This is a genomic window from Methylobacterium tardum (assembly GCF_023546765.1).
GTDB classification, from domain to species: domain Bacteria; phylum Pseudomonadota; class Alphaproteobacteria; order Rhizobiales; family Beijerinckiaceae; genus Methylobacterium; species Methylobacterium tardum.
Map to the genome: position 1 here is coordinate 4,683,869 of NZ_CP097484.1, position 13,939 is coordinate 4,697,807.

The 13,939-nt window shown below is 72.1% G+C and carries 6 protein-coding genes; 4 read left to right on the plus strand and 2 right to left on the minus strand.

Annotated features, from left to right (window positions below; all coding sequences use genetic code 11):
- Window positions 1-122: 122 nt before the first annotated feature.
- Window positions 123-3,437 (minus strand): DNA translocase FtsK, encoded by a 3,315-nt coding sequence (locus tag M6G65_RS22450; protein ID WP_430929507.1) that lies wholly within the window; start codon window positions 3,435-3,437, stop codon window positions 123-125.
- A gap of 383 nt (window positions 3,438-3,820) precedes the next feature.
- On the opposite strand from M6G65_RS22450, the gene M6G65_RS22455 reads away from it, so the two are divergent.
- Window positions 3,821-5,890, plus strand: a complete 2,070-nt coding sequence (locus M6G65_RS22455) for an NAD(+) synthase (protein ID WP_238199732.1) — start codon at window positions 3,821-3,823, stop codon at window positions 5,888-5,890.
- Between the two features lie 115 nt (window positions 5,891-6,005).
- Window positions 6,006-6,236, plus strand: coding sequence for a hypothetical protein (locus M6G65_RS22460; protein ID WP_238199733.1), 231 nt, complete (start codon window positions 6,006-6,008; stop codon window positions 6,234-6,236).
- 290 nt (window positions 6,237-6,526) lie between these two features.
- Here the strand turns inward: M6G65_RS22460 and M6G65_RS22465 are convergent, their stop codons facing one another.
- Window positions 6,527-9,973: an AsmA family protein gene (locus M6G65_RS22465; protein WP_250102906.1), complete on the minus strand. Its 3,447-nt coding sequence runs from the start codon at window positions 9,971-9,973 to the stop codon at window positions 6,527-6,529.
- A gap of 279 nt (window positions 9,974-10,252) precedes the next feature.
- Between M6G65_RS22465 and M6G65_RS22470 the strand changes: the two genes are divergently transcribed.
- A complete protein-coding gene (locus M6G65_RS22470) occupies window positions 10,253-12,625 on the plus strand; it encodes an ATP-dependent helicase (RefSeq protein ID WP_238199735.1) in 2,373 nt (790 codons plus the stop codon).
- A gap of 563 nt (window positions 12,626-13,188) precedes the next feature.
- Window positions 13,189-13,905, plus strand: coding sequence for a PhoH family protein (locus tag M6G65_RS22475; protein ID WP_250102907.1), 717 nt, complete (start codon window positions 13,189-13,191; stop codon window positions 13,903-13,905).
- Window positions 13,906-13,939 lie beyond the last annotated feature (34 nt).

The following is a 13,939-nucleotide window of genomic DNA, read 5'->3' on the forward strand; positions in this document are numbered from 1 at the left end:
CTGGGGGCCCAAAGGCGGGCTCCGGCGGCGAACAGAGGGCGGGACACAGGGCTTAGAAACCCGCCCTGTGGCGAAGATGCGACGTCCGGGCCGCCCCCGTGGGAGGCGGCCCGGACGGCGTCTCACTCGTCGTCGTACATCCCACTCGACATGTGCGGCGCGCCGGCGACCAGGATCTCGCGCTTGCCGGCATGGTTGGCCGGGCCGACGATCCCCTCGATCTCCATCCGCTCCATGATCGAGGCGGCGCGGTTGTAGCCGATCTGCAGCCGGCGCTGGATGTAGCTGGTCGAGGCCTTCTGGTCGCGCAGCACCACCTCGATCGCCTGCTTGTAGAGGTCGTCCGAGTCGCCGCCGGCCGCCGCCGCGAAGGCGCCGATGTCGAAGACGGGCGCCTCCTCCTCGGGCTCGTCGGAGCGTTCGGCCTTGTCGGCCGCGGCCGCCTTGCCCCGGCCCCGGCCGCCCTCCTTGGCGGGCTCCTCGGGCGAATCGTCGGCGGTGACGGCGTCGAGGTAGCTGGGCCGGCCCTGGCGCTTGAGGTGGGCGACCACGCTCTCGACCTCGCTGTCCGAGCAGAACGGCCCGTGCACGCGCGTCGTGCGCCCGCCGCCGGCCATGAACAGCATGTCGCCCTGACCCAGCAGCTGCTCGGCACCCATCTCGCCCAGGATCGTGCGGCTATCGATCTTGCTCGTGACCTGGAAGCTGATCCGGGTCGGGAAGTTCGCCTTGATCGTGCCGGTGATCACGTCCACCGACGGGCGCTGGGTGGCCATGATCAGGTGGATGCCGGCCGCGCGCGCCATCTGCGCCAGCCGCTGGATCGCGCCCTCGATGTCCTTGCCGGCCACCATCATCAGGTCGGCCATCTCGTCCACCACGATCACGATGTACGGCAGAGGCGCTAGGTCCATCGCCTCGTCCTCGTAGACCGCCTCGCCGGTGTGGCGGTCGAAGCCAGTCTGGATCGTGCGCGTGATGGTCTCGCCTTTCTCGCGGGCCTCCTTCATGCGGGCGTTGTAGCCATCGATGTTACGGACCGCGATCTTGGACATCTTCTTGTAGCGCTCCTCCATCTCGCGCACGGCCCATTTGAGGGCGATCACCGCCTTCTTCGGGTCGATGACGACGGGGGAGAGCAGGTGCGGGATGCCGTCATAGACCGACAGCTCCAGCATCTTCGGGTCGACCATGATCAGGCGGCACTCTTCCGGCTTGAGCCGGTAGAGCAGGCTGAGGATCATGGTGTTGATCGCCACCGACTTGCCCGAGCCGGTGGTGCCGGCGACGAGCAGGTGCGGCATGCGCGCGAGGTCGGCGATGATCGGCTCGCCGCCGATGTTCTTGCCCAGGCACAGAGCCAGCTTGTGCTTGCTCTCGGCGAAGTCGGCCGACGAGAGCAGCTCGCGCAGGTAGACGGTCTCGCGGGTCTCGTTCGGCAATTCGATGCCGATGACGTTGCGGCCGGGGACGACCGCGACGCGGGCCGAGACCGCCGACATGGAGCGGGCGATGTCGTCCGACAGGCCGATCACGCGGCTGGATTTGGTGCCGGGCGCGGGCTCGAGCTCGTAGAGGGTGACGACCGGGCCGGGCCGCACCGCCAGGATGTCGCCGCGCACGCCGAAATCTTGGACCGTCTGCTGGAGGTTGAGGGCGTTCTGCTCCAGCACGTCGGCATCGACCTCCTCGCTGCCGCCCGGCGCCGGCAGGGCGAGCAGGTCGAGGGACGGCAGCTCGTAATCGGCGTTCTCGATCGGGGCGATCTCGAGGTGGCGGCCGGCCGGGATCAGGTGCGCCCGGGGCGCCACCATCGGCACCGCGACCGGCGCCGGGACCGGCAGGGCGGCGACCGGCTCGACCGCGACGGGCTCGGCCTCGACCTCAACCTCAGCCTCGGCCGGAACCGGCTCGGGCTGCGGCGCCAGCTTGCCCCGGAGCAGGACCGGGCGCGGGGTCATCGGGATCACCACGCGCTCGGCTTCGGCGCGCTCGGTGACCGAGGCGGCCGCCGTCGGCGCCGGGACGGCTTCGGGCTGGGCCGGGGGCGCCGGCGGGAGCGGGCTCGGCTGGCCGGCCGCGCGGATCGCCGCCCGAGCCGCCATGGCGCTCAGGACCGGGGCGCGGCGCGGGGCCTCCGGCTCGGCCGCGATGCCGGGGCCGAAGACCAGCGACAGACCGGATGCCGCCGGGGCGGCGGACGGCAGGAAGGCGCTCTGGATCACCGCGGCCTCGTCGGTCCGCTGGCCGGATTCGGCGCCGTTATCCTGCCCGTCGGCGGGCCGCGGCGGCTGGTCGAACCGCACGAGCCGGTCGAGCACGTAGACCGGCCGCGGCGGCAGGGAACGCAGGTGCGAGACGTCGAGGGGCATCGACACGAAGCGCTCGTCGGACGCCGCCGGCGCGACGACGCCCTCGGACGCCGGCACGGTTGCGGCGGGCTGCGCCTCCAGGGCCGACCAGGCATCCACGGACGACCAGTCGCCGCCCTCGAACCACGGCTGGACCTCGGACCAGTCCGGCAGGTCGGACCAGTCGCGGGCCGGGATGACCTCCTCGGTCGCTTCTGTCACGACCGGCGCTGCCGTCACGGGGGCGATCACCGCCGTGGACGCGGCGAGCTCGACAGCGGGCCGGACCGGGCGGCGGTCCGGCGTGCGGAAGAAGCGGACACCCGGCGGCGCGACGAAGGGCTGGCGCCACAGGGGCACTGCCTCCGCGTCCGGCGCGGCGGCTTCGGACAGGGCCGGCGCGGCGGACAGGCGCTCGGCCTCCTCGGCGGCAAGTTGTGCGCGCTCGATGTGCTCGCGCTCCGCCGCGTCGCGCGCGGCCCGCTCGGTCTCCTGGGCGAGGGCCGCCGCCTGCGCGTCGGCGCGGGCGCGCTCCAGGGCGACGCGCTCAGCCTCGAGGGCGCGCTGGCGGCGCTCCTGCAGCACCGAATCGGGCGTCCGGGTCCAGCGCACGGCCGAGGGCGCGGCCGGAGCCGGCACGGGTGCGGTGGCCGGCGCCTGCTCCGGCGCGATGGCGGCGGGACGGCGCGGCTGACGCACCAGCACGCCCGGCGAAGAGGCGCTGCGGTCGATCCGGCTCTCGAGGACGGGCGCGTCCAGCGCGTCGAGGCTCGCCCGGTCGCCGAAGACCTGGGCCGGCCACTGGGGCTCAGACGGAGCGGCGCGCGGGGCGCGCTCCGCGGAGTCGCGGCCGACCATCGCGGCCGGCGCGGTGAGCCAGCTCGGCTCCGCCCGGCGTCCGGGGGCGCCGTAGGACGGGCGTGCGGGCAGGCCGGCCGGGGAGCCGGACAGGCGGCGGGTGAGGCTGGCGCGGAGCGCCATCAGCCGGTGCGCAAGGGCTCCCAGGGAGAGGCCCGAGCGGTCGCCGCCGCGCACGGGGCGGGCGGGGTCACGGTGGGAGTACGGAGGCCGTCCCGATGCGCGCATGGGTTCTCGAACGATACTCGAAACAGGGATCCGCCGACGCGCGGCGGCTGTCCCTGAGTTAGGCCATTCGTCGTTAATGGAGGCTTGCCGCCGATTGCGGTGCGGAAACCATGCGGGGTCCGGCGTCTGTCCGCCGCCGCGCCGTTCCGGAGCGCCGCAGGCGAGCCTGGAGCCCAGAAACACAAGGGCTGTCAGGACTTGGCGCCTCGGTGCCCCTTGATCCCGGGCTGCGTTGCGCGGAGCCCGGTATAATGCGGCCGCTGTGGAGGACAGACGGAGGCCAAACTCCGTCCCGACGCGTTGACCGGCGTGACGCGGTGCTGCCACCAGCCTGCCGCGTCCCATATGATACCCGCAGCCAACCCTCATCCGGACAGGTGCCCGTGTCGCAAGCCACCTCCGAATCGCCGGCGCGCTTCCGCTCCCTCTACCGCCACGGCTTCGCCCGGGTCGCCGCCTGCACCGGCCGCAGCCACCCCGCCGAGCCCGAGCGCAACGCCGACGTGATTCTCGACCTCGCCCGGACCTGCCACGATTCGGGGACGGCGCTGGCGGTGTTCACCGAACTCGGTCTCTCGGCCTATGCGATCGAGGACCTGCTGCTGCAGCAGACCCTGCTGGACGCGGTCGAGGCCGCCGCAGCCCGGGTGATCGCCGAATCGGCCAGCCTCCGGCCGCTGCTGCTCGTCGGCGCGCCGCTGCGTTGGCGCCACCGGATCTACAACTGCGCCCTGGCGATCCAGGGCGGACGCCTGCTCGGCGTCGTGCCAAAAACCTTCCTGCCGAATTATCGGGAGTTCTACGAGAAGCGCCACTTCGCCTCCGGGGCCGGGATCGCGGGCGAGACCATCGCGGTCGCCGGCCACGCGGCGCCCTTCGGCACCGACCTGCTGTTCCCCGCCGAGGACCTGCCGGGCCTCGTGGTCGGCGTCGAGATCTGCGAGGACCTGTGGGTGCCCGAGCCCCCCGGCATGCGCGCGGCGCTCGCGGGCGCCACGGTGCTGGCGAACCTCTCCGGCAGCCCGATCACGGTGGGCCGGGCGGAGTCGCGGGCGCTCCTGTCCCGGGCGGCCTCGATGCGCGGCGCCTGCGCGTATGTCTACGCCGCCGCCGGCCAGGGCGAGTCGACCACCGACCTGTCCTGGGACGGCCAGACCAGCATCGATGAGCTGGGCGTGCGCCTCGCCGAGGGCGAGCGCTTCCCCGAGGGTCCGGTGACGACGCTCGCCGACATCGACCTCGACCTGATCGCCCAGGAGCGCCTGCAGGCGGGCAGCTTCGACGACGACGCGCGGCGCCACGCCCTCGCCCTCGCCTATCGGCAAATCCCGTTCCGGCTGAGCCCTCCGGAAGCCGATCTCGGCCTGATCCGACGGATCGAGCGCTTCCCGTTCGTGCCGGCCGATCCGACGCGCCTCGCGCAGGATTGCTACGAGGCCTACAACATCCAGGTCGCCGGCCTCGCCAAGCGCCTGGAGGCCACCGGCACCCGCAAAGCGATCATCGGCGTCTCGGGTGGCCTCGATTCCACCCACGCGCTGATCGTGATCGCCAAGGCCTTCGACCGCCTCGGCTACCCGCGCTCGGACATCTTGGCCTACACCCTGCCCGGCTTCGCGACCTCGAACGCCACCAAGACCAACGCCCACGCGCTCATGAAGGCGCTCGGGTGCACGGCGGCCGAGATCGACATCCGCCCGGCCGCCAAGCAGATGCTCGCCGACATGGACCATCCCTTCGCCAAGGGCGAGGCGGTCTACGACGTCACCTTCGAGAACGTGCAGGCGGGCCTGCGCACCGACTACCTGTTCCGGCTGGCCAACCACGCCGGCGGCATCGTGGTTGGCACCGGCGACCTCTCGGAGCTGGCGCTCGGCTGGTGCACCTACGGGGTCGGCGACCAGATGAGCCACTACGCGGTCAATGCCGGCGTGCCCAAGACCCTGATCCAGCACCTGATCCGCTGGGTGATCGGCAACGGCGAGGTCGGGCCGGACGAGGCGCGCACCCTCCAGGCGGTGCTCGACACCGAGATCTCCCCCGAGCTGGTGCCGGTCGACCAGGACGACAGCCCGCAGAGCACGGAGGGCACGATCGGCCCCTACGCGCTGCAGGATTTCAACCTGTTCTACACGCTGCGCCACGGGTTCCGGCCCTCGAAGATCGCCTTCCTGGCGCTCCACGCCTGGGGCGACCGGGAGCGCGGCTTCTGGGCGCCGGACTTTCCCGAGACCAAGCGGGTCGCCTACGATCTGCCCGAGATCCGCTGCTGGCTCGGCGTGTTCCTGACCCGCTACTTCGGCTTTAGCCAGTTCAAGCGCTCGGCGCTCCCGAACGGGCCGAAGGTCTCGGCAGGCGGCTCGCTGTCGCCGCGGGGCGATTGGCGGGCGCCCTCGGACGGGTCCGCGCGCATCTGGATCGAGGAGTTGAACCGAAACGTCCCTGAAACTTGACCGTCACAAACTCGACTGATTGTGCCATTATGAGCACGGTCAAGCCGATTCTTCGCAATGCAAGATCTTGTATTGGGAAAATTTGGCTCGAGGGCGGCCAGGCGGAGGACTTCGGATGCGAAGCTACAACCTGTTCCAGCTCAAGAGCGTGGAGGGCCTCTGCTGCGCGGTGCCGGAGGCGAGCAGCGTCCCGCCCTTCATTGGTGCGGGCCGCTGGACCTTCGGCGGCAAGCTCTGCGATGGCAGCCGGCAACCGCTCGACTTCGACGATCGAGCCGCCGACACGGCGGTGCGCTTCAACGGCTTCTACCTGTTCCAGACCGTCGACCGGCGCTTCATCGCCTGAGGGGATGGAGAACCGGTCCGGCGTGCGTTCCGGCGCCGTCCCTGTCGGGTGCGCCCGCGGCACATCCGAACGTCGGGTCGGCCGTCCGTGCGAATCCTCGGCACGACGACGGCTCCGGATCCCGGGCGCCGCCGCGCGGCCCCGGGATGACACGGTGGTTGCCGTCCCGAGCGGACACCCACGGGCCGACCAGACAGGACGCTATGCGGGTTGCCTCTCCCGCACCGTTGTCTGAGTTCACACAGCAGCTGCGCGGGTGTCGTCGGCCTTTGGGCAAATCCCCTAAGCGATTACGGATGCTGCGCCTCGGTGGGCGTGGCCCCCTGCCCTTCGCCCTGCGCCCGGGCCCGCTGGGCCGCCTCCTCCGCGGCGGCGCGCTCGGCGGCCGCCTTCTCGGCCGCGGCCTTGTCGGCCGCAGCCTTGAGCGCCGCGGCGCGGGCCCGGTCCATCTCGATCCGGGCGCGGCGCCGCTGCCGCTCCACCTGATCGGCCTCGGACAGCTCGATCGTCTCCAGTTCGCGTTGCAGCACGAAGGCGGCGAGCCCGTTCGACAAGGCGCCGACATCGAGGCTCCGTTCGGGCGCGCCGAGCGGCCCCGTCAGCCCGAGCTGGACGGCCGGCGGGCCGGCATTCCAGCCCCGGGGCACCGGGCCACCGGCGAGCGTGCCGCGGGCGTCGAGGCGGCCGGCACGCAGGTCGTAGCCGACCGTGCCGGTCCAGCGCGTGGGGCCGAAATCGATGTCGAGGGGACCGGCCCGCAGCACGCCACCGACGATGGTGGCCGCGGCGCGGGCGGGGCCGCGTGCCTGCGCGCCGCCTTTCGCGAGTTCCTCGGAGACCAGAGCCTGAAGCCGGCCCTCGCGCAGCGGATCGCCGATCTCGGCCGCCCGCGCCAGGGCCCGTCCGAGCCCCGCAGGATCGGCCTCGGGCACGCTCAGGTCCTGAAGGGTGAGCGTGCCGCTGCCCGACAAAGCCTCGCCGAGACCCGCCAGCGTCTCCGCCGTGGTGGAGACGCGCAGGTCGGCGCTCAAGCGGCCGCCGAGCGGGCCGCCCCCGGCGAGCGCCGGGACCGCTGCCGCGTCGACTTTGCCCTCGCCGGTGATCGCGGCGGCCGCCCCGAGCCGGGTGATCGTGGCCGAGCCCGCGATCCGTCCCCCGGCGAGCTTGGCCGTGAGGTCCCGCAAGGTCAGGCTCGTGTCGGCCAGCCCGAGGGCGACGGAGGCCTCCGTCGCCACGAGGCCGCGCCCGAGCTCCAGGCTGGCGATGCGGGCGTCGAGGGCGGCGGACGGGTGCGGCGGCGGCGGCGCGAACCGGCCGTTCGCCTCCGTCGGAAGCAGCAGCGCGGTGGCGAGCTGCGGCAGCGACAGGCGGTCCAGGCCGAGGCGGCCGCGCAGGGCCCCGCCGGGCGCCCGCATCAGCGTCCCGGTCACGCTCGAGCCCGCGACCTTGCCCGTGAGGGCGGCGACGCTGTCGCCCCCGTCCCGGGACAGGGTGACGGTCAGGTCCGCCGGCCAGGCACCCGGCTGGAGGCGCGCGGCCCCGGCGAGCGTCAGGAACGGGGCGAGATCGGCCGTGTCGGCCCGGACCTCGCCTCCGACAGGTACGGCGTCGGCCCCGATCTGGAGCGGCCGGCCGGTCGCGATCCGGAGGCCCGCCACGGTTCCGTCGATGGTGAGGGCGAGGGCGTCGGCGCCCGGTCGCTCGGCTTTGAGGTGCAGTTCGGCAGGACGCTGGAGGCCGGCGATGTCGGTCCGCCCGAACCACAGGCCGGCGCGCGGGGTCGTCAGGGTGGCGGTGCCGCCCTCGATCCGCGTCCCGCGGCTCGCCAGGATCAGGTCGAGGGTGCCGCCGCCGGCACTGCCCTTCGCCTGGGTGCGCAGGGCCTCGGAGGCGCCGCCCTCTTGGTCGAGGGCGACGGCGAGGTCGAGGGGCGCGTCCCGCAGGAAGGCGGGGAGCAGGCGGATCTCGCCGACCCAGACCCGTTCGAGCAGGCCGAGCAGCGGCGCCGCTACCGGGGCCTTCAGGCGGCCCGAGACGCGGCCGGTCCCGTCCGCGCCGATCCGGCCGGAGAGCGTGGCGCTCGCGCCCGCGAGGTCGGTCACGTCGAGACTGTCGACCGCGAGGCCCGCGCCGTCCGACTGGATCCGCGCCGCGATGGTGCCGTTTCCGGAGCCCGCGGCCCCGAAGCGGACGTCCCGTGCCTCCAGGGTCAGGGCCAGATCGAGATCGCGCAGGCTCCCCAGCGCCGTCCCAACGGGCGGCAGGCCGGCGATGTCGATGCCGGTCGCGCGGATCTGCGCCTCGAACCGCCCGCGCGTTCCGGTCTCCGCGGCGGTGTAGCGGGCATTACCGGTGATCCGCGCCGGCCCGAGGCCGAGCCGGAGGTTGCGCAGAGACAGGCTCGCCGCGTCGGCGGACACGTCGGCGGCGGCCTCGATCCGGCGTCCGTCGAGGAGCGCGGTCAGGGGACCGTCCAGGCCGAGGCGGCGCAGGTAGCGGCCGAGCGCCTCGGAATCCGGCGCGCTCAGCATCACCGGCCCGGTCACGCGGAACGGCGCCGTCTCGACCTGCCCGCTCACGCTGACGCTCGAGTCCGCCGGTCCGGTGACCGCGAGGCGGCGCAGCAGCAGGCCGCCCGCGCGCTCCAGGGTGCCGGTGAGCGCGAGGTTCGACCATTCCTCGCCGCCCACCACGGCGCTGCCGACCGCGAGATCGAGGTCGAGCATGGCCGGCAGGCCCCCGGCCCAGCTCGGCAGGCCGCGGGCGATGAGGCTCTGGCCCTCGGGCGAGGCTAGGAACGCGTCGAGGTCGAGGCGGCGGCTCTCCAGGTTCAGGCCGGCGCGCCACTGGCGCAGGTCGAGGCGGCCGGTCCCGCCGAGCCGCAGGGCGCGGCCGCCCGGATCGATCGCGAGATCGACGTTCTCGAACCGCACCTGGGTGCCGCGGGCCTTGAAGGCGCCGCCGATGGAGAACGGCAGGTAGGCGCCGGCGGCCTGGGTCGGCGGACCGACCACGAGGCGGGCGGAGCCCTCGGCCTCGACCGAGACGGCGCGGCCGGATTCCGCCGGGACGAGGCCGAAGCGTGCATCCGCCTCGAACCGCGGATGCGCGTCGCCGCCGCCCGAGATCTTCACGGCAAGCCGCCCGTCGGGCCCCGGTGTGCCGCTGACGGCGCGGAACGGGATGCCGCCGCTCGCTCCCTCCACGCGCCAGGGCCCGATCAGGGCCGGCGCCTGGAGGGTCAGGTCCTGAACGTAGAGCTGGTCGGTCCGGCCGGTGGCCGGCACCTGCGTGGTGACGAGGAACTGCTGGACGTGCAGGGCCTCGATCGCGAAGTCGCGCGCGCGCAGGGTCTCGCCGAAATCGCTCGGCAGCTTCAGGGCGTCGGGTCCGGCGAGCGGGAGCTTGATCTCCGCCCGGCCGATCCGGGTCTCGGTGAAGCGGAACTCGCCCTTCAGGAGGGGCGCCAGGGCGATCTCGGCCTTGACGAACCGGGCGTCGAGCGTGGGCCGGTCCGCGTCGGCTCCCAGATGCAGCCGGTCGACGCGCAGCCGGGGCGACGGCAGCAGGCGGACCTCGATCCGGCCGTCGGTCCGGGCCGGGACACCGAGGGACCGGGTGATCGCCTGCTCGACCAGCGCACGATGGGCCTGCCAATCGACGAAGGGCGGGACGGCCAGAGCCGCCACGAGAACCAGGATGACGGCGCCCGCGAGCGCGGTCAGAAGATCACGCAATGGTCCCGTTCCGCACCATCTCTGCGCGGGGCCGCGACCTCACCGTGCCGCCGCGCCCCGCGTGCCCCCGCGAGTCAGTCGCCACGGCCATAGCACGATAAATCCCGGCGGGCGCCAGCGACGATGCCGGCCCGGCTGCCGCACTGTCGTGTGTGGCCGCGAGACGACGATCCGCGGTGGGGTTTACCCGCGCGTTCGCACTCCTCATGCCTGCCTCAGCTTGGCCCATCGCGCGCGAACCACCTCGACGCCGTTCGCGATTTGGTCCAGGGAAGCGAAATGCAGAACCGCCCGCACGCGCAGCCCGCCGGGGACGGCGCTCCCGCCTCCTCCATCGCCGCCCGCGCCATGGGCGCGCTCCGCCGCGACGCCGCCGCCTACCTCGAAGGCCTCAACCCCGAGCAGCGCCGCGCCGTCGAGACCACGGAGGGCCCGGTCCTGGTGCTGGCCGGCGCCGGCACCGGCAAGACCCGGGTGCTGACCACCCGCATCGCCCACCTGATCGCCACGAACCGGGCACGCCCCTTCGACATCCTGGCGGTGACCTTCACCAACAAGGCCGCCCGGGAGATGAAGCACCGGATCGGCGCGCTGATCGGCCCCGCCGGCGAGGGCATGCCCTGGCTCGGCACCTTCCACGCCATCGGCACCAAGATCTTGCGCCGCCACGCCGAGCTGGTCGGGCTCAAATCCGACTTCACCATCCTCGGCACCGACGACCAGCTCCGGCTGATGAAGCAGGTGATCGCCGACCAGAACGTCGACGAGAAGCGCTGGCCGGCCCGCGCCTTGTCCCACGCCATCGACGGCTGGAAGAACCGCGGCCTCGGGCCGGAGCAGGTGCCTCCGGGCGAGGCCGCCTCCTTCGCGTTCGGCAAGGGCGGCACGCTCTACACCGCCTACCAGGCACGCCTCGCGACGCTGAACGCCGTCGATTTCGGCGATCTCCTGCTCCTGTGCCTCAAGCTCTGGCGGGAAAATCCCGACGTACTCGCCAACTACCAAGACCGCTTCCGCTACATCCTGGTGGACGAGTACCAGGACACCAACGTCGCCCAGTACCTCTGGCTGCGCCTGCTCGCGCAATCCCGCAAGAACATCGCCTGCGTGGGCGACGACGATCAGTCGATCTACGGCTGGCGCGGCGCCGAGGTCGACAACATCCTGCGCTTCGAGCACGACTTCCCCGGCGCCGTGGTGGTGCGGCTGGAGCGCAATTATCGCTCCACCGGCCATATCCTGGCCGCCGCCTCGGGCCTCATCGCCAAGAACGAGAGCCGCCTCGGCAAGACCCTGCGCACCGACGACGAGCCGGGCGAGCGCGTCACCGTGACCGGCGCCTGGGATTCCGAGGAGGAGGCGCGGATGCTGGCCGAGTCGATCGAATCCCTCCAGGCGAAGCAGCACCCCCTGTCGGAGATCGTCGTGCTGGTGCGGATCTCCGCGCAGATGCGCGAGATCGAGGACCGCTTCGTCCAGCTCGGCCTGCCCTACCGGGTGATCGGCGGCCCCCGCTTCTACGAGCGCGCCGAGATCCGCGACGCCCTGGCCTATCTGCGCGCCACCATGAACGTCAGCGACGACCTCGCCTTCGAGCGGATCGTCAACACGCCCAAGCGCGGCCTCGGCGACGCGACCCTGCAGCAGCTCCACACCTATGGCCGGGCCAACCGGCTGCCGCTGCGGATCGCCGCGGAGCGCCTGTGCGAGACAGACGAGCTGAAGCCCCGGGTTCGCTCCACCCTGCGCGCGCTGACCGAGAGCTTCTCCCGCTGGGCGCGGCTGGTGGAGTCGCAGCCGCACAGCGAGGTGGCGCAGATGATCCTGGAGGAATCTGGCTACACCGAGATGTGGCAGAAGGACCGCTCGGCGGATGCCGCCGGGCGTCTGGAGAACCTGAAGGAATTCGTCCGCTCGATGGAGGAGTTCCCCGACATGGCGGCCTTCCTCGAGCACGTCTCCCTGGTGATGGAAGCCTCCGAGACCGAGGGCGCCGAGCGCGTCTCCCTGATGACGCTCCATGCCGCCAAGGGGCTCGAATTCGACACCGTGTTCCTGCCCGGCTGGGAGGACGGCCTGTTCCCCAGCCAGCGGGCGCTCGACGAGAGCGGCCGGGCCGGCCTCGAGGAGGAGCGGCGCCTCGCCCATGTCGGTCTCACCCGCGCGCGCAAGCGGGCGAAACTGTCCTTCGCGGTGAACCGGCGCATCCACGGGCTGTGGTCCTCGACCATCCCGTCCCGGTTCATCGACGAATTGCCCGAGACGGCGGTCGACGTGGTCGAGGCGCCCGCCCATTTCTCGGCCGGAGCCTCGCGGTTCGACCGAAACCCGACGCCGTTCGGGTCGAGCTACGGCACGCCCGGCTGGCAGCGGGCGCAGGCCAACACGGCGCCGCAGGGCGGCCGCGGCTTCGGCTCGGCGCCGGGCGGCCGGTCCGGCGGCTTTTCGGGCGGTCCGCGCCAGATCGAGGGCGAGCTCATCGCCAAATCGACGGGCGCCCCGTCGGCGTTCGAGATGGGCCAGCGCGTGTTCCACACCAAGTTCGGCCCCGGAACGATCGCCGGCGTGGATGGCAATAAGCTGACCGTTGACTTCGACAAGGCCGGCCGGAAGATGGTCCTCGACAGCTTCATCCAGGCTGGATCGAGCTAGTCCCGCCGACCAAGCCCGGACGTTTCAGGGCGGCAGGGTCGGCCGGCTTCGCCCCTGCGGGCGGGGAGAATCCGCGATCGTGCCGGATGCCACTCCACTCCGTCCCGTACGGCATCCGGTCGAGGCTTCCCGTTCCCGCAATCTATCTAGTCATCGCGCGCGCCGCACAGCGACCCAGGGCGGCGGGAGATGCGCGAGCGTGGCACCGCTGGCTTGCTCCGCTCTGCTCGCGCGGCCAACGCGCGGAGGCCGCATCGCTCCGACCCGCCCTGATGCATCCGCGCCAGCCGCGCGGCATTTTCGAAGCCCCGCCCCGCACCGTCACCCCTTGGTCACACCCGGCGCGCAATCGTCGGACGCGAAGCACGCTGGTGCGGCAGTTGCATCGCGTATTCGGCCGCGTACGGCATGTCGTGACGCTCTCCACAGGCTGACGAACGCGGGGCGGAACCTTCGGTCTAGGGCCGGTATTAAGCCCGCAAACGAGTAGAACCGGGAGCAAGCAGGTAAACGGCAGTTCAGAAACAGATCCAGGTTGGCAAGTCCCGTTGGAGTGTACATCCATGAAGAGACGCCGCGCACGACTTGAACTGGTTGAAGACCGCACGTCCCGCATTCATCGCACACGCTTCGACGAAGAACGCAACCTCGCTCCGATCCAACCGCTCACCGAGCGGCAAGCCGAGTATCTCGACGCCCTCGCCCGCTCCCCGCAGGTCATCGTCCTGGGGCCGGCCGGCACCGGCAAGACCTTCATCGCCGGCACCCGCGCCGCGGATCAGCTCCGCCAGCGCCGCATCGCCAAGGTGGTGATCACCCGCCCGAACGTGCCCTCGGGCCGCTCGCTCGGCTACTTCCCCGGCACCCTCGAGGAGAAGATCGCCCCCTGGGTCGCCCCGCTGACCGAGGCCATGAAGGAGCGCATGGGCGCCGCCGCCTTCGACATTGCCCTCAAGACCGGCGACATCGAGATCGTCCCCTTCGAGGTGATGCGCGGACGGACCTTCAAGAACTGCCTCGTGATCCTCGGCGAGGCGCAGAACACCACGGTCAACGAGATCAAGATGTTCCTGACCCGCATCGGCGACGATTGCCAGGTCATCATCAACGGCGACGTCTCGCAGACCGACCTGCGCGAGACCTCGGGCCTGCGCACCGTGATGCATCTGATCAAGAGCCGGATGATGCCGATCCCGGTGGTGGAGTTCACCCGCAACGACATCGTCCGCTCGGGCATCTGCGCCGAATGGGTGAAGGCGTTCGAGGAAACGAATCTGTAACCTGGAAGTTGATGGCGGCGGGTCCTCGCAGACC

Bases quoted from the DNA above. Each gene is read 5' to 3' on its own strand.
- M6G65_RS22460 (WP_238199733.1), top strand. From the start codon at position 6,006: ATGCGAAGCTACAACCTGTTCCAGCTCAAGAGCGTGGAGGGCCTCTGC.
- M6G65_RS22470 (WP_238199735.1), top strand. From the start codon at position 10,253: ATGCAGAACCGCCCGCACGCGCAGCCCGCCGGGGACGGCGCTCCCGCC.
- M6G65_RS22450 (WP_430929507.1), bottom strand. From the start codon at position 3,437: ATGCGCGCATCGGGACGGCCTCCGTACTCCCACCGTGACCCCGCCCGC.
- M6G65_RS22475 (WP_250102907.1), top strand. From the start codon at position 13,189: ATGAAGAGACGCCGCGCACGACTTGAACTGGTTGAAGACCGCACGTCC.